The organism is Pseudanabaena sp. PCC 6802 (assembly GCF_000332175.1).
In the GTDB taxonomy this organism is placed as follows: Bacteria; Cyanobacteriota; Cyanobacteriia; order Pseudanabaenales; family Pseudanabaenaceae; genus PCC-6802.
In genome coordinates this window covers 4,175,605-4,192,377 of the sequence record NZ_KB235914.1, presented here as the reverse complement: position 1 = coordinate 4,192,377, position 16,773 = coordinate 4,175,605, and the positions used below count along the sequence as shown (strand labels likewise).

At 46.6% G+C, this 16,773-nt stretch carries 16 protein-coding genes and 2 pseudogenes; 10 read left to right on the top strand and 8 right to left on the bottom strand.

All coding sequences use genetic code 11. The annotated features are described in order from the left end of the window. The first annotated feature begins 36 nt into the window (after positions 1–36). From PSE6802_RS0125390 to PSE6802_RS36025, 8 genes and pseudogenes are all read left to right on the top strand, one after another. Entirely contained in the window at positions 37–390 is a 354-nt protein-coding gene (locus PSE6802_RS0125390; RefSeq protein ID WP_019502825.1) for a DUF433 domain-containing protein, read from the top strand. A 3-nt stretch (positions 391–393) separates the two neighbouring features. Then, on the top strand, positions 394–744 hold the full coding sequence (locus tag PSE6802_RS0125385) for a DUF5615 family PIN-like protein (RefSeq protein WP_026103563.1): 351 nt from the start codon (positions 394–396) through the stop codon (positions 742–744). A 379-nt stretch (positions 745–1,123) separates the two neighbouring features. Beyond that, a complete protein-coding gene (locus tag PSE6802_RS0125375) occupies positions 1,124–1,552 on the top strand; it encodes a hypothetical protein (RefSeq protein WP_019502823.1) in 429 nt (142 codons plus the stop codon). Positions 1,553–1,592: 40 nt separating this feature from the next. Next, entirely contained in the window at positions 1,593–3,071 is a 1,479-nt protein-coding gene (locus PSE6802_RS0125370; RefSeq protein WP_019502822.1) for a PDZ domain-containing protein, read from the top strand. Positions 3,072–3,156: 85 nt separating this feature from the next. Further along, a pseudogene (locus tag PSE6802_RS0125365) lies at positions 3,157–3,663 on the top strand (FtsK/SpoIIIE domain-containing protein); the annotation flags it as partial. A 239-nt stretch (positions 3,664–3,902) separates the two neighbouring features. Then, positions 3,903–4,169: a hypothetical protein gene (locus tag PSE6802_RS0125360; protein WP_019502820.1), complete on the top strand. Its 267-nt coding sequence runs from the start codon at positions 3,903–3,905 to the stop codon at positions 4,167–4,169. 317 nt (positions 4,170–4,486) lie between these two features. Further along, positions 4,487–5,674 (top strand): RNA-guided endonuclease InsQ/TnpB family protein, encoded by a 1,188-nt coding sequence (locus tag PSE6802_RS0125350; RefSeq protein WP_019502819.1) that lies wholly within the window; start codon positions 4,487–4,489, stop codon positions 5,672–5,674. A gap of 42 nt (positions 5,675–5,716) precedes the next feature. Beyond that, positions 5,717–5,902 (top strand): annotated as a pseudogene (locus PSE6802_RS36025) (type II toxin-antitoxin system VapC family toxin); the annotation flags it as partial. 350 nt (positions 5,903–6,252) lie between these two features. Here PSE6802_RS36025 and PSE6802_RS0125340 read toward each other — a convergent pair. Together PSE6802_RS0125340 and PSE6802_RS0125335 are read right to left on the bottom strand one after the other, a co-directional pair. Next, positions 6,253–8,814, bottom strand: coding sequence for a mannose-1-phosphate guanyltransferase (locus tag PSE6802_RS0125340; RefSeq protein ID WP_026103562.1), 2,562 nt, complete (start codon positions 8,812–8,814; stop codon positions 6,253–6,255). A 283-nt stretch (positions 8,815–9,097) separates the two neighbouring features. Beyond that, on the bottom strand, positions 9,098–9,517 hold the full coding sequence (locus PSE6802_RS0125335) for a peptidylprolyl isomerase (protein WP_019502816.1): 420 nt from the start codon (positions 9,515–9,517) through the stop codon (positions 9,098–9,100). 273 nt (positions 9,518–9,790) lie between these two features. Between PSE6802_RS0125335 and PSE6802_RS0125330 the strand changes: the two genes are divergently transcribed. Continuing rightward, positions 9,791–10,114: a phasin family protein gene (locus PSE6802_RS0125330; RefSeq protein ID WP_019502815.1), complete on the top strand. Its 324-nt coding sequence runs from the start codon at positions 9,791–9,793 to the stop codon at positions 10,112–10,114. Next, positions 10,105–10,989: a 16S rRNA (cytidine(1402)-2'-O)-methyltransferase gene (gene rsmI / locus PSE6802_RS0125325; RefSeq protein ID WP_019502814.1), complete on the top strand. Its 885-nt coding sequence runs from the start codon at positions 10,105–10,107 to the stop codon at positions 10,987–10,989. The genes PSE6802_RS0125330 and rsmI overlap by 10 nt, the downstream gene beginning before the upstream one ends. On the opposite strand, the gene patD is transcribed toward rsmI, so the two are convergent. The 6 genes from patD to tig form a co-directional block, all read right to left on the bottom strand. Further along, the gene (gene patD / locus PSE6802_RS0125320) at positions 10,942–11,331 is read right to left on the bottom strand and encodes a heterocyst frequency control protein PatD (RefSeq protein ID WP_019502813.1); all 390 of its coding nucleotides are present in this window, start codon (positions 11,329–11,331) and stop codon (positions 10,942–10,944) included. The two genes, rsmI and patD, sit on opposite strands and share 48 nt — an antisense overlap. Positions 11,332–11,393: 62 nt before the next feature. Next, entirely contained in the window at positions 11,394–12,320 is a 927-nt protein-coding gene (ppk2, locus tag PSE6802_RS0125315; RefSeq protein WP_019502812.1) for a polyphosphate kinase 2, read from the bottom strand. Positions 12,321–12,323: 3 nt separating this feature from the next. Continuing rightward, a complete protein-coding gene (locus tag PSE6802_RS0125310) occupies positions 12,324–12,872 on the bottom strand; it encodes an NYN domain-containing protein (protein WP_026103560.1) in 549 nt (182 codons plus the stop codon). A 41-nt stretch (positions 12,873–12,913) separates the two neighbouring features. Next, positions 12,914–14,269: an ATP-dependent protease ATP-binding subunit ClpX gene (gene clpX, locus PSE6802_RS0125305; protein WP_019502810.1), complete on the bottom strand. Its 1,356-nt coding sequence runs from the start codon at positions 14,267–14,269 to the stop codon at positions 12,914–12,916. A 7-nt stretch (positions 14,270–14,276) separates the two neighbouring features. Further along, positions 14,277–14,963, bottom strand: a complete 687-nt coding sequence (gene clpP / locus PSE6802_RS0125300) for an ATP-dependent Clp endopeptidase proteolytic subunit ClpP (RefSeq protein WP_019502809.1) — start codon at positions 14,961–14,963, stop codon at positions 14,277–14,279. Positions 14,964–15,038: 75 nt separating this feature from the next. Next, positions 15,039–16,583 (bottom strand): trigger factor, encoded by a 1,545-nt coding sequence (tig, locus tag PSE6802_RS0125295; RefSeq protein WP_019502808.1) that lies wholly within the window; start codon positions 16,581–16,583, stop codon positions 15,039–15,041. Between the last annotated feature and the right edge of the window lie 190 nt (positions 16,584–16,773).

Here is a 16,773-nt window from a genome sequence, read left to right as displayed (position 1 = left end):
TAAAAATACCCTTGTACTGCTTAGCTCAGGTACAATATGTCTCTAACAACTACCCCAATCAAATTTGAAGCAACCTCTCCTCCTTTCCGTTATGACGAAGCTGGCGGTATCCGTATCGGTTCGAGTCGAGTAACCCTGGATAGCGTGCTTGCCTCATATCAAAATGGCTCTACACCCGAAGAAATTGCTATTCAGTTTTCATCTCTGCGTTTAGAAGACATATACAGCGCCATTACTTATTATCTAAACCATCGTCAGGAAATTGATGGTTATTTAGAACAGCGCAGCAATCAAGCTCAACAACTGAGGCATCAACTTACGGAAAGGCATAACTTAATCGATCTGAGGCAGCGCTTGCTTGCCCGCTATCAGTCAAAAGGAAGTAAATAGCAAGTGCGGCTTCTAACTGATGAAAACTTTAACGGAGCTATATTACGCGGTCTGATGAGACGCTTGCCTGACTTGGATATAGTACGAGTTCAAGATGTTGGGCTTATAAATGCTAGCGATCCAGATATTTTAGAGTGGGCTGCCAGCGAGGGACGCATCTTGCTTACCCACGATGTAGCGACTATTACGATGTATGCCTATGAAAGAATCGATCGAGGACTGCCTATGCCTGGAGTTGTTGAGGCGATCGCAACAGCGCCTATTGGTAAGATTGTTGATGATTTAGAACTACTAGTTTTGTGTGGTAAGCCTGAAGATTACGAAAATCAAATTCTTTTTGTTCCTTTTTCTTAATGTGATGACCTTTTAGATGAATGAGGATATTTCTGCTACCCAAAAACTTGGCTATGATAAGTATGCTCTAGAAGGAGGTATGATCGTGGATATACCGATAATACTGGTGCAGATCCAAAATCATGTTGTTAAATGAACCCCCATCAGCAGATCCGGAAATAATAGATGAGATATGAGGCTTTTGTTCAAAAGTGGGAAACAAGGTTAAAAGTAGATGGCTAACAACAAAGCCTTAAAATCCACCTGTAGGCATTATCAGTATTAAGCAAGAGAAACTGACAACGTAGCAAAGAGATCTTTTTGTTAAGACTTAACTCAAGTGCAATTCTATTTGTCTAGAATAGTGTCATTGATTAACTTTTTGACTTAGGGAAAATCTATGTTTGGTAAGAAACCGCATTCGTCTCAATCTATTTCAATTAATGGCGGTCAAGTTTCTGGCTTAGTTGGAGTAGCAGGTGAGAATTTAGTTCAAATTCAGCACGATTCCCAGGCTTCAGGAATGCAAGTTGTAACGCAACAACGCGCAGTAGAGTTACTAGAAGAGCTTGAGGAACTATTGAAAATGCCTGCCTTGCCTTTAGAGTACCAGAATAAGGCTCTGCGATATTTAGGTGCTGCTAAAGAGGAATCACAAACTATAAATCCTGACAAGCAGTTCACAGCAGATAGCTTGAAAAAAGTTGCTGGTGTTCTAAAAGAGGCTAATGAAACTATCGAAGCAAGTCAAGGTATTTGGCAAAAAGTACAGCCAATTCTCAATCAATTGCTATCTTGGCTAGGTTTTGCTTCTAATTTATTAGGCTAGAGAACTGGAATGAAGTTATTTTTACTTGATGCATAGATATATGGCAGAGAATTCCCCCAAACCCTCAGAACAAGATCAAGACCTTAGCATTTCAGGCTCCTCAGTGCAGAATAGCCAACTAGGTCAAGCGGGACGTAATTTGACACAAATTCGAGACTCTGTAGTCAAGATCATTAAAAAACCTGTCAGTATTACTGTTGGGGTTTTAACAGCTATTGTTGGTGCAGTTGGTATTATCTTTGGTGGTAAACATTATATTATCAGCATTCAAGGAAATGTTGGAGAGGGATCTACTGTTGCTAATGAATTAACTATTTATAAAGGAGATCCTCCAGAGGTTCGGCAAAGGAAACTAGAACAAGCCAAAAGCTTAATTGCTGAGGAGATCTTCACAAACATTACCAACATGGATGCCCGATTAAGTTATGTTGAAACTGCTCTAGAAGATGATAATTTTGATCAACGTCTTCAAGATGTCCGTAATCAGATTGCTCCTTCTCTCAATCATATCTTCGATTCAGGCTATAACAGGCTGATTCGTCAACAACAAATTTCATCGCTTCGAGGAGCCTTTGCTAGTCGCCAATTATCCGAAGTGCGAGGGCCGTTGATTCAGGTATTGATTGATGGAAATGCAGATGCAGAAAGAGTGCGAGTGTTTTACAGCAGTTTAGCAGAAGTTCAAGATGTCTCAGAATCTCTGCTTAAGGGGTTGTCTACCGCAGCAGCAGAAACTTCTACAGATTTGGAAATAGTTTCCCATCATAAGAAACGTGTAAAGCTTGATTTAGAACGGTTACTCAATCGATCTGAAATTGCATATCTCTACGGCTTGATGGTGCTAGATAGTCTAAAAACTCCATTACCTAAGGCTCAAGACCATCTCAGCCTTCTCCAACATCTTAAGCCACATGAACTGATTAGTAGAGAAGAAGCAAATCAACTGTTAGTAGTAAAAGTTAAACAAGCAGAAAGCCTTGTAAAACGACGGGCCGCGCTTGTTGAAGAAGCCAAGAATCTCCGAGACGCAAAACTTGATGAGTACGCAAAACTCAACAAAGAGATAGTAATTCAACCTTCCGATCCTCAAAACGAGGTTGTGCGTAAAGCAATTATCTTACGGGAGCTAGGTCGAACTAATGAAGCTGTTGTAGCATTCTCTCGTTACGCTGATATGTTCTCTGAAAAAGATCCAACAGCAAAACAGTATTCACGAACTGCTCAATATTTTACAATGCAACTTAAAAAGCTTGATGTTAGTGGTGGAGTTTATCTATACGAGATTGAGCAAAGTGGAATAGCTGATCGTGCTGGACTCAAAGTTGGTGACATTATTATTGGATATGGAGATAAGACTATTGCCAATATTAATGATATTAAGATGGCTCTACGTGACAATTCCATAGAAAAAAACTCAACTCAGCTAACTTACTTGCGAATGAGCAATACTGGTATATTTCAACGTCAAACAGTGTTAGTTAATTCTGGGGCTCTTGGCGTTGGGATGATGCATATCTAACTCCTGAAAAATGGCAGGATTACAACTGTATAGATTGTTAAGTCCTAAAAATGGATCAATAAGCGTATAAAATAGGCAGTTTAAGATGGTTAAAGATAGGGATCGAGCGATCGCTTTGATGTCAGAGCTAGTAACAGAAATGGGACAGCGCTATCACCGATTTGAGAAAGCTAAATGCGCAGATATCCAAACCTACAATCAGAAAATGGAAGGACAGGATGGACAATTCCTGTCGCGCATTGTTTGTATTTTTGATGAATATGCCGACTTTATGGCAGAAAAAGAAACGCGTACTGAACTAGAACAAAGTATCAAACGCCTCGGTGCAATGGCTCGCGCCGCAGGCATCCACTTAATTGTTGCCACGCAGCGCCCAGAGGCCAAAGTAGTCACTCCCTTAATTCGTTCCAATCTGCCCAGAAGGGTTGCATTGCGCACAGCTAGCGAAGCTGACTCGGCGATTATCTTAGGTGGCAAGGAAACATCTGCTGCAAATTTATTGGGTAAAGGCGATTTGTTATATCAGTCTGGGGCGCAACTTCTGCGCTTGCAGAGCTTATTTGCTGATGCGATCGCCCTATACTTATCTTGATTTCACCCGATCCTGCAACCATTTATCGGACGGCTCGGTCGTACCAAAGCTCAATAGAGTGATAATTCATCCAATGCCGTGATCGATATGCTAGTAAATTTGCCAAAATAAATCTAGTCTTAGTTAATGTAGCCGTAGACAGATCTATTAGGACGGGGTGCAGGGGTGGAACCCCTGCACCCCGTCCTAAGCCTATTGGCTATAGCTATAACTCTCGATCGCCTTTAGGAGAAGCTTAAATGTCACAAATCATTACCCAAATCGATCGCGAAACTAGCGAAAAACTCGCATATATTCAGCAACAAACCAACCAATCCCTGCCCGATATTCTTAGTGATGCCATTGATGCTTATTATCAAAAGCTAAAGCGTAAACAGGAAAAAACACCCTTTGAACTTTTAGAAGAATCAGGTTTTATTGGCTGCTGTTCTGTAGAAAGCGATCTCTCTGTTAAGTACAAGGAAGTTCTTGCCACCGAACTTGAAGCAAAATATGGTAATCGTTGATACAGGTTTCTGGCTGGCTTTAGCAGATCGCCAGGACACTAATCACAAGTTAGCTAAACAAACGCTACGAAAGATCGATGAGCCACTGATTACAACATGGTGTGTAGTTACAGAAACCTGCTATATGCTGCTGACACGCAAGGGAGTACCTGCCCAGACCGCTTTCATGACCGGGATCGCAAACGGAGCATTTGAGTTGTTTGACCTTCAAAATCATCAGAAAAATGGGTTTGAAACCCCGTCCTTTAGCAACGCGGAGGACGGCTTTACATCAATCAAGTTGAGCACTTCACAGAATGCGTGCTATAATGTGAAGCATGACGCAAAGAGCATTCAAGTACCGATTTTACCCAACGCCCGAACAGGAAACCCTGTTGAGACGAACGTTGGGCTGTACTCGTCTCGTCTATAATCGTGCCCTCGCCGCCAGGACTGAGGCATGGTATGAACGGCAAGAACGAGTAGGGTACGTTGAAAGCTCTGCAATGCTGACCGATTGGAAAAAGGAAGCCGAGCTTCAATTTCTCAATGAGGTTAGCTGCGTTCCATTGCAGCAAGGATTGAGACATCTCCAGTCTGCATTTGCTAACTTCTTTGCGGGTCGGGCTGGATACCCAACCTTTAAGAAAAAGCGTAATGGCGGCAGTGCTGAATTTACTAAATCGGCATTTAAGTTCAAGGACGGGCAAGTATATCTTGCCAAATGTTCCGAATCGTTGCCGATTCGTTGGAGTAGGATGCTGCCAGAAGGTGTTGAGCCATCCACTGTTACGGTGAAGCTCTCGCCCTCTGGACGATGGACAATTTCTTTGTTGGTAGATGTCGAGATAAAACCATTGCCAATTGTTCCTAATCAGATTGGAATAGATTTGGGCATTACAAGTTTGGTTGCATTGAGTAACGGTGAAAAGATTGCTAACCCTAAAGGCTTTAAAGCGAAACGCCAAAAACTGCGTAAAGCACAGAAAGCGTTGAGTCGTAAGCAAAAAGGTTCTAGCAACCGAGAAAAAGCCCGTCTCAAAGTAGCCAGGGTGCATCAAGAAATTAGCGATGCACGACAAGATTTTCTTCACAAGTTGACGACTCAATTGGTGCGTGAAAACCAAACCATTGCCATTGAGGATTTGGCTGTGAAGAATATGGTCAAGAATCGGAAGCTTGCCCTCTCTATCAGTGATGCTAGCTGGGGCGAACTGGTCAGACAACTCACATATAAGTGCGACTGGTATGGCCGCACATTGATTAAGATTGACCGTTGGTTTCCGAGTTCTAAACGGTGTGGGCATTGCGGCTACATCGTCGAAAAGTTGCCGTTGAATATTAGAGAGTGGGATTGCCCTAAATGTGGGATGAACCATGACCGAGATATCAACGCAAGTAAGAATATTTTGGCGGCAGGGCTTGCCGTGGCAGTCTGTGGAGCGAACATAAGACCCGATAGGCATGAGTTTAAAGGGCAGTTGCGAAACCCCAGTAATGGGAAGAAACAGAAACCTAAGTCGTGAGTCTTAGGAATCACCGTTGCTTTAGCTCGGTGAGGATGTCAACACGCTCAAAGAATAGCGCAACTCATGCAACAATATGCCAATTTGCCAATGGACTTAGCTGATGCATCCCTAGTTATACTTGCTGAGGAAATCGGTCATGGCCGTATTCTGTCTATCGATTATCGAGATTTTAATACCTACCGTTGGAAGAACAATAAACCATTTGAAAACCTTTTTCAAAACTGACCATAACGCCGTACTCCTGCAACCATTTCTCTAGCTTCTCAATAGCACCAAGGCGAAATGGATCGATAATTTATCCAATTGAAAACCGCTATATTCTGCCTTCTATTCGATGTTGGATGAGGAATTTCGCCGAAAAAGAAAAGCTAAAGTAATACCAATTCTCTAATGCTATGCTACAGATGCAAATCCCCCTAAATCCCCCTTGAAAAGGGGGATTTAGGGGGATTTGCATGTACAGTAGTAACAGATATATTTAACACGACTTCCATAATCGCTATACACAGAACAAAGTCTACCTGCGCAGACCCCAGGAAAAAGGGTTAACAAACCAGACCTAAAGTATGCATCTACTAATATGTATCTAACAGCGCCGTATCTTTAGACAGGGCTAACTGCAGCTTACAGAACGATTCAATATGCTTGCGAAATTCCTGCATGTGATGTTCCACCCATTTCTGTCCCTCATGGCTACTATTGTCAATGCCATTGGCATAGATATGCACGATCGGCTCGCCAGCATCGGGTAACACCAGTACCCAATCATAGGGAGAATAGAAAATTTTCACTCCATCCACCAGTTCCAGTTGTTTCTGGCTGTATGACTCCACTAAATGCCGCATCAACGCCCCCTTAACGCTCCAGGGACAGCGGACAAAATCCGATCGATGGTAGAACTTGGGCAACCCCTGCCGCACTTGCGATAGAGTTCGCTCTTGAATGGTCAGCCACTCAATAATCTTGGCGACACAAAACATGGCATCAAAACCAGGATGCAGTTTGGGGAAGATAAATCCCATCTCCGCCGAGCCTCCCAGAATAGCTCCCTCAGTCTTTTGGCACGCCAGCATTAACGCTGTAGGACTGGATTTAGTCCGAACTACCTTACCATGATGCTGAGTTGCCACTTGCTCGACCAAGCCCGAAATTGAAACTGGTACGACTACTGTACTGCCTGGCTGTGCTGTTAGCGCCATATCCACGATCGTACCAGTGAGAATCTCATCTCGGATTATTGCTCCAGTTTCATCAATTAGAATCATTTTCTCGCCATTAGCGAATACCTGTACGCCGAAACTCGCTTTGAGTGCCACTACCACATCGCTCAGTTGCTCCAGCATTTTTTCGCGTTCGCAGATGGGAGGTGCAACTTGATTGAGACTGGCGTTCAGCACGATCACGTCACAGTTAAACTTGCCCAGAATGCGCGGCAAAACTGCCCCAGAAACTGCGTAGACATAATCAATAATCACCCGTTTAAAACTACTATTGCGGATTGCTTCTATATTTAAGTTGCGGGCAAAGCCGCTGTTGTAATAGTCGAATACGCGGGATGGATAAGAGATTTCACCAATCTCTTCCATGCGAGCGCGGCGAAAATCTTCTTTAAAGTAGGCATTCTCAATTTTCTTTTCCTGGGTTTTGTCCAAATTGATACCGTTACTGTCGAGAAATTCAATCAGGACGTGATCGTTCTTATCTGGATGAATCCGAACGTGCACGCCACCTGCTACGCCCAAACCCGGTGCGGTAAAGCGGGCGATCGGTATGGCTTTATCTTCTAAGTTCTGGATATTAGCGCCAACGGACATTAACCCAGAGATTAGCGATCGCGTCACCATTCGACAAATCGGGCGCTGATCGCGAGATACCATCACCTGCGCTCCAGGGCCTAGAGTCGCCCCATAGGCAGCTCCCAACTTCACGGCAAATTCGGGCGTAATATCGACGTTAGCTAAACCTGAAACTCCCCTCTGTCCAAACAGATTGCGGGTAGCCATCGAACCCCAAATCAGATTGTTATTCAGCGTTGCACCTGCCTCTACCTTTTTGCTCGGCCAGATCCGCACGTTAGGGCAAATATGCGCTTCCTCGCCCACGATCGAGCTAGTGCCAATCACCGCACCTTCCATCACGTGACTGCGGCGATCGATCCGCGCATTACGCGCCACCGTACACGCCCAAAGGTGGCTTTCTTCACCTACAACTACTCCATTACTGATAATTGGCCTTTGCAAGTCCGCATCAGAGCCAATCGTAACGTGATCGCCAATGATGGTGCCAGCGGAAATACTGACTCTGGGACCGATCGAACAATTAGCTCCAATCAGGACTGGCGCTTCGATGCGGGCTGTAGGATCGATTTCTGTATGCTGGCCCACCCACACGCCCGTGCGCTGCTGTAGATAGCCCAAATTCAGATTTACCCTGCCTCTAATTGCGTCGTACTGCGCCTGGCGATAGGCATCGAGCGAACCAATATCGCACCAATAACCGTCTGCCACATAGCCGAACATCGGCACATTGTTACTTAGCAATACTGGAAACAAATCCTCTGAGAAATCGCTGGGAGTATTCGGTGGGAGATAGCGCAGTACTTCTGGCTCTAGAATGTAAATTCCTGTATTTACCGTATCGGAAAACACCTCGCTAGTGGATGGCTTTTCTAAAAACCGTTGGATGCGGTGTTGGTCGTCGGTAATCACAACCCCAAACGCCATGGGTTCGTTAACGCGCCTGAGGAGTAAAGTGGCTTGCGACCTGTTTTGCTTGTGAAAGCGAATGGCGGCGCTGAGATCGAAGTCGGTAATACTGTCGCCGCTCATGACCAAAAACGTACTATCGAGCAGGCTTTCCACATTTTTAACGCACCCTGCCGTGCCGAGCGGTCGATCTTCCTCCACTACGTAGTGCATGTTAACGTCGAAATCGTGCCCATCTCCGAAATAGTCTCGAATTACATCGGGCAAATAGTGCAGAGTTGCAATTACTTCATTAATCCCATGCTGCTTGAGCAGATGTAAAATATGCTCGGTGATGGGGCGGTTCAGGATAGGAACCATGGGTTTGGGTAGATCGCAAGTGAGCGGGCGCAGCCTCGTTCCCGATCCGCCAGCCATCAACACTGCTCTCATAGGGATGCCTCCAGAATTACAATCTGGCTTTTAGTCGTTTTAAAAGTGCATGACTTATATAAAACCGAGCCCCCCACCCCCCCACACTTAGGGGAATGCAAAGCCTGGGGAAAGTTAGCTTTTAGAATCCCCCCCTTGATAAGGGGGGCTAGGGGGGATCGGGATTTCAGCATTCAAGTGTGCAGGTTCTAAAGTTTTTAAAGGGATTTCTAAAGGGAATAGAGGATAACGCTTTCTCCTCCCGATCTGCGAGGAGAAGGGTTATGTGTTGTTTTTATATTTTCTACGCTTCGATCTTAACTGAGAGAATTTTATCGCCCTTACGGATGGCATTCACCACATCCATATCCTTGGTTTGCCCAAATGTAGTATGTACGCCGTCCAGGTGCGGTTGGGGCGAGTGGCAGATAAAGAACTGGCTGCCTCCGGTATTAGGCCCCGCATGAGCCATGGAGAGAGTTCCAGCAAGGTGTTTGTTGCTATTGATCTCGCATTTAATTCTGTAGCCAGGCCCTCCAGTACCATCACCCTTGGGGCAACCACCCTGAATCATAAAATTGGGGATCACGCGATGAAAGGTTAGCCCATCGTAGAACCCCTTTTGAGCCAGATCGGTAAAATTTTTGACGGTATTAGGAGCGTCGAGATCGAACAATTCTAAGTTAATAGTGCCTTTTTCCGTTTCCATAATGGCGCGAGTCATAATGTTACTCCTGTTAAATGAACCTTGAATTTATATTGCTATATTGCCTGCGATCGCGCCTATATAGCAAGCAAAGCTATTTACTCATAGGTAATAGATAGCATAAGCGATATGCGTTAGAGGATGTGGTATGCAGATTTACCGAGTAGCAATTGGCTACCAGCTATTAGCTTGCCCCCCATACGTACAGGATGGCTGAAGAGTGGCTAAGTCGATAGTTTCTGAGTCAGAATGTAGTAGAAGCTAAATGATAAAAACAAAAGCCAGACAGTTATGGATAGTGCTAATTTACTAAAACAGCTACTGATGATCGGGGTAGGCACGACCTCGCTTATGGCAGAGCGCCTGAAGGAAGTCACCGATGAATGGGTCAAGGAAGGCAAAATCGACCCCAAACAGGCGACGGACTTTATCAACGAGATGACCGAACGGTTTAAAAGCGATCAGGTGAATCTGGAGTCCTTGATCCAGCGTCAAATTCGCAACGTTATGCAGGATCTGGGCGTACCCCGTCAGAATGAAATTGACGAGTTGCGCGGGCGTATCGATCGCCTGGAGCGGCAACTGAGGGATATGGAGGATAAAAATTGGCGCTAACCGCATCTGAGTCACCAGGCATACTTTACTTAGTCGGTACTCCCATTGGCAATCTAGACGATATGACGGTGAGAGCCGTCAAAACCCTACAAACTGTGGATTTAATTGCCGCTGAAGATACGCGCCATACGGGTAAGCTCCTGAAACATTGGCAAATTGAGACTCCCCAACTTAGTTACCACGAGCATAACTGTCAAGAGCGCATTCCAGAACTGATCGATCTCCTGCGTTCGGGTAAAGCGATCGCCATCGTCACCGATGCCGGAATGCCTGGTATCTCCGATCCTGGCTGCGAATTGGTGAAGGCTTGCGTTGAGGCTGCGATCGCGGTGGTGCCGATACCGGGCGTGACGGCAGTAATTACTGCCCTAACCGCATCCGGCTTATCAACGCACAGATTTGCGTTTGAGGGCTTTTTGCCGACGGACAATCAGGAACGGCGATCGCGCTTAGAAGCATTAGCCTCAGAAACTCGCACGATTGTATTCTATGAAGCACCGCATCGCTTGCTAGAAACTTTGCAGGATCTAGCCGAGCATTTGGGATCGAGTAGACAAGTAGCGATCGCCCGCGAGCTAACCAAGTTACACGAGGAATTTTGGCGCGGCAACCTGGGCGGCGCGATCGCCTACTACAGCGATCGCCACCCCAAAGGAGAATTTACCCTTGTCGTCGATGGGGCGACTGCCACGCAGATAGTCTGGACGGAGGCGCAGTTACTGGCAGAACTAAAGGCGATCATGCTGTCTGGGGATGGGGTATCGCGATCGCAGGCTAGCCGCCAACTGGCGGCAGTTTCTAAGTTGCCCCGCCGTTACCTTTACCAGCTAGCTTTGACTGTCGATTTGGAGCAAAGCACTACAGTAACTAATTAGCATATTCAAGCGATCGCTAGCTTGCTGTTGTCGCTGGACAAATGTGTCGGGGTTGCGCGCTGCGTGTAACATGGTAAGGTCTGCACCCAACAAGCGTAATTGCTTATTAATTTCTACGTAGTGCGACAGAATTAGCTCTTCGTCAACTTGAGTTTCCCCGGCTTCGTGGGGATCGGGATTGTCGAGAATTTGCGTCTGAAAGAAATCCTGTACTTGAGCGTGCAGAGCAAGCAGCTTTTTTGTACTATTGGTACTGCTAGAAGTTAAGTCTTGAGCTAGCCGTTCCTCGATCGCTTTAAACTGACTTTTCAAATTAAGGTATTTAGCAGGCTGATAAACCATACCAGTATGTATTCAAACACTCTCCCGACCATTACAACATGTTATAGCCTTTAGCGGTTAGCTCAATAGACATGTGGCACGAAGAATTGCTCGTTGCGTGGCGGTCGCACGTAGTTAGGAGCAGATTTACGCGGGGGTAGTTCCAGGGCTTCTGGGGTCATGTCAACGTAGGGAATCTTGCTCAGGAAGTGAACGATGCAGTTGAGACGGGCGCGTTTTTTGTCGTCGGCTTCGACTGTAAACCAGGGTGCTTCGGGGATGTTAGTGTGGGCAAACATTCGGTCTTTGGCTTGAGAATATTCCACCCAGCGATCGCGCGATTCCAAATCCATCGGACTCAGTTTCCAGCGACGAGCTGGATCGAGCGTGCGTGACTGAAACCGACGCTCCTGTTCTTCATCGCTGACCGAAAACCAGTACTTGATCAAAATAATGCCCGACCTGACCAGCATCCGCTCGAATTCGGGACAGGTTTGCAGAAATTCCTGATACTGTTCGTCGGTGCAAAAACCCATTACGTGCTCGACACCAGCGCGGTTATACCAACTGCGATCGAAGCAAACGATCTCGCCCGCTGATGGCAGATGAGCCACATAGCGTTGAAAGTACCATTCCGTTTTTTCGCGATCGCTCGGCGTACCCAGTGCCACAACTCGACAGCCGCGCGGATTTAGCGGTTCGGTAATGCGCTTAATCGTACCGCCTTTACCCGCAGCATCGCGCCCCTCAAATATAATCACGATTCGAGCGCCTACATGTTTGACCCAGTATTGCAATTTCACTAACTCTACTTGCAGTCGGACTAGTTCTTTCTCATATTCTCGACTGGAGAGCTTAGATTGGCTCTCGCGCTCGGACATAGTTATGTAGGTCGACATGCCATTATTGCTGTCAACGAGCTTGTCTTCTTTCTTCTTCTTTTTCTTCTTCTTGGCATCTTTAGATTTTGGTGTGGGTGATTCGGCGATCGCAGGTGAAAATTCGTTCATGATTCAAAACTCCAGATCTTTACGCATTTTCTTGAGTCGCTTGCTGGTCTCCGCATCAATTACGTGTCCTAACATGCGTTTGGGGGACTCTTTTCGCGGCTTCTGTCGATGTTTTACACTACTAAATGTCGATTCTACCTCAAACTCTAATGCCTGGGCTGACATCCACTCCGCACCGAAGCCCACCGCTGTCATCTGCTGGGCGCGGTCTGAGGTGACAACGATTACACGCTTAAGGTGACGCAGAGGATGGCGATATAGCTGGGCGCAGATTTTTTCAATGTAGGTGTCGGCGGTTTGCTTGTGTTCGGTAAAATACAGCTTGAGATTTTTGGTTACTTTCTCAGTTACGCCGGGAGTAGCTAGATTGTAAGCATCAAACACGAGCGTCGTCTGATAACCATGATAGGCGCTAAAGTTAGTCATTACCTCCACTAACTCTTGCCGTGCGGCATCAAAACCCTCCACTTCGCGAAGTGTCATTAGCCTGTACCAAGCTCCAAGAACGTTGTAGCCATCGACTAACATGACTGGTGGGTGAGATTGCGACATGTCGGTAAACCATCTACACCCCGAACAAAACTAGGCAAGAGCTAGGCTGACTCCGGCTTTGGAAGAGAGGACGGATGGTGTAGGATCTCTGCGGTAGACAACTGCTCCACCATTTCAGCGGTAATCGTGCAACGGGTCACATCCTTACGCGAAGGTAGCTCGTACATAACATCGAGCATGAGTTGTTCGACTATGCCGCGCAATGCTCTGGCTCCAGTTTTGCGTCGATAAGCTTCCTTAGCGATCGCCTTAATCGCGGCTGGGTGAAACTCTAGCTGCACGTTGTCCATCTTCAGCAGCTTTTGATATTGCTTGACTAACGCGCTACGCGGCTCGGTCAGAATTGACATCAGCGTGCTTTCATCGAGTGGATCGACGACAGCAGTAACGGGAACGCGACCGATAAACTCGGGAATCATGCCAAACTTAACCAGGTCGTCGGGCTGTAGATGCTTTAAAACGTCGGCGGTGCGTTTTTCCTTAGGTATGCCATCACCTTGTTGAATAAAGCCCATCGACTTCTTGCCAATGCGCTGCTCAATCGTCTTCTCTAAGCCGACAAATGCACCGCCGCAAATAAACAAAATATTCTTAGTATCGATTTGAATGCAGTCCTGGTATGGGTGCTTGCGTCCGCCTTGGGGGGGGACGTTGGCGATCGTGCCCTCCAACATCTTCAGCAACGCCTGCTGCACGCCTTCGCCGGATACATCGCGAGTGATCGATGTATTTTCACTCTTACGGGCAATCTTATCAATTTCGTCGATGTAAATAATGCCCCGTTGCGCCTCTTCTACATCCAGATCGGCAACTTGTAAAAGACGCAGAAGAATATTCTCAACATCCTCGCCCACATAGCCCGCCTCCGTTAGGGTTGTGGCATCGGCAACGGCAAATGGCACGTCCAGCATTTCTGCGAGGGTTTGAGCCAGCAGGGTTTTACCGCAACCTGTAGGCCCGATGAGCAGAATATTCGATTTTTGTAGCTCTACGCCATCTTCATAGGGATTGTTTTTGCCATTAGCATTACCCGAAGAAGATTGCAGGAAGCTGAGGCGCTTGTAATGGTTGTAGACGGCAACCGACAGTACTTTTTTAGCTTCATCCTGACCGATCACGTTTTCGTCAAGGTAGCGCTTGATATCGCGCGGCTTGGGGATCTGATTGAGGTTAAAGCTTCCACCAGACTTATTCTTGCGCTTTTCTGGTTGTGGCTCTTTGCGCTGGGGTGGGTGCGATGAAGAACTGCTAAATAGTTCCTCATCCAGGATTTCGTTGCACAGATCGACGCATTCATCGCAAATGTAAACCCCCGGGCCAGCAATTAGCTTGCGAACCTGCTCTTGGGATTTGCCGCAAAATGAACATTTGAGGTGGGAGTCATATTTACTTGGCATATTCTTCTCAATTGGCTACGCTAGCGAGAACCGGAGTTGGGTGTGTCAATGATTTCTTTTGAGTGACAACTTGATCGATCAGCCCATACTGCTTTGCTTCCTCTGGGGACATAAAAAAATCCCTTTCGGTATCGCGCTCAATTCTTTCTAGGGGTTGACCTGTATGTTCGGCTAACAAGCGATTCAAAGTATTTTTATGATGCAAAATTTCCTTTGCCTGAATTTCAATATCGATCGCTTGCCCCCTAGCTCCACCCAAGGGCTGATGAATCATAATGCGCGAGTTGGGCAAAGACAAGCGCTTGCCTTTGGTTCCGGCTGACAATAGGAAGGCTCCCATGCTAGCTGCTAAACCCATGCAGATTGTAAATACATCAGGTCTAACATGCTTGATCGTGTCATAGATCGCCATACCAGCGGTGACAGAGCCACCGGGCGAATTGATATATATGTAAATGTCTTTTTCCGGATCTTCAGCTTCTAGAAACAAAAGCTGGGACATGATCACGTTAGCCAGAGAGTCGTCAACCTGTGTACCCAAAAAAATAATCCGCTCGCGCAAGAGACGCGAAAATATGTCGAAAGCCCTCTCTCCCCTACCTGATTGTTCGATTACCATCGGTACTACCTCATTAACTGGGGTACCTTCAGCGAACACCTGGCTGGGTTGGTCTGAATATAGAGCGTTCAACATGGTTTCACCAACTTTACTATTTGCAGTATTACTCCACTGAGAGCTATTATGCCTCAAATGTTGTTAAAGTAGCGGCTAGGCCTTAACCTTTTTCGTCTTTTTGGTTGTTTTGGCAGGTGGTTTCTTGTCTGCAACCTCTGCTTCAGAGGCGAGCGCCTCTGAAGCTGGTGCTTCTGGGGCTGGTGTTTCTGGGGCTGGCTCGGTGACTACTTCTACGGTTACTTCTTCTGAGGCAGCGGCTGTCTCGGCGATCGCTTCTGGCTCGGCGACTGTTTCTGCAATCGCCGCTGGTTCTGGTTTTAGTTCTCCCTCTGCCACGTACTCGATCTGGGCGTTCTGCTTCAGGAACTCCATTGCCTTTTCAGTCAGCAGTTCGTCTGCCACTACTTCAGCCAGTTTTTGAGGATCGACAACCTCGCCCTGCAAAGCCTGCAAAATTTCCGCTGCCCGTTTGTCTTCTTCTTCCTTAGTATTTTCTAGTTTTTCTAGCTTGGCGACTTCTGCTAGGGCTAGCGTGCGCTTGAGGCGGGCGATCGCTTCCGGCTCGTTAATCCGCCGCATTTCGCCAATTAACTCCTTGGTAAATAGTTGTTTGGCCAGCCTTGCCCCCTCAGCACTGCGTTGCAGGTACATTGCCTGTTGTTGGAGCATGATAGTTGCTTCCTTGTTAACCAGGCTAGTAGGTAGATCTGCCTCTATCTCCTGTACGAGAGCCTCTAAAATGGCTTTTTCAGTATTTTCCCTGGTTTTATCCTCAGCCTCTTCTACAGCGCGGGTCTCCAGATACTCGCGCAGTTCTGCCATCGTCTCCTTTTCGCTGATCGTCTTGGCAAAATCATCGTCGAGGGCAGGTAGCTCTCTGGCTTTGAGATCTTTGAGCGTAGTTACGAATTTAACCGATTTACCCGCCAGATCGCGGCTGATGAAGTCTGTTGGAAAATCAGCATCAATCTCCTTGGTTTCCTCCACGGTCATGCCCGCAATCCCCTCAATTAGTTCGGGGATGAAGTCATCCACCTCCATATCGAGCTGGAGATCTTCAGCACCAGCATCTGGCATCTCCTCTCCAGTAGTTCGATCGATTACGATCAGATTGATGGTGACGACATCGCCTATTTGCGCGCCCCGATCCTCAACGGGGACAAGGGTAGAATGCTTAATTTGAAACTCGCGTAATGTCTTGTCTGCCTGTGTGAGGTCTGGCTCGATCTTTTCGACTTTAACGCTCAGACCTTTGTAATTCTTGAGCGTTACCTCTGGCTGCACGTCGATCGCGGCGCGAAAATTAAATGTTTGTCCGTAGGCAAAATTCGCCAGTAATTCTTCAATGGGCGTAACTAGCTCAAAGCTACCAATGGCATCGATATCTTTTTGTTCTTTGAGGGCTTGGGTTAGGGTTTCTTCCAGGAGATCTTCCAGTACGCCTGCCTTGATTTGCTCAGTACCTATTTGCCGCATCACGAGCTGCTTAGGTGCTTTACCCTTACGAAATCCCGGTACCTGAACCGATCGCGTCAATTTTTGCACCGTGCGATCGTAAATTGCTTGCGATTTTTCTCCCTCGACTTCGATATCAAAGCAGACTTGGCTTTTAGGGAGTTTTTCTAGGGTAACCTTCATGGATTTGCTCAAAGTTTTAAGATTGCAGTTGCGCCAGATATTGGCAAATATCTAGTTTATATCAGTTGGCCATTATCGGTTAGCGATCGTCAAGAATTCAATATCTATCGACTCTCTTAACCATTGCGCGATCTTGTCTGGCGACTGGAAGTCGCAGCTAAACAAACAAAGTCCACTGGCGCGGACTAAG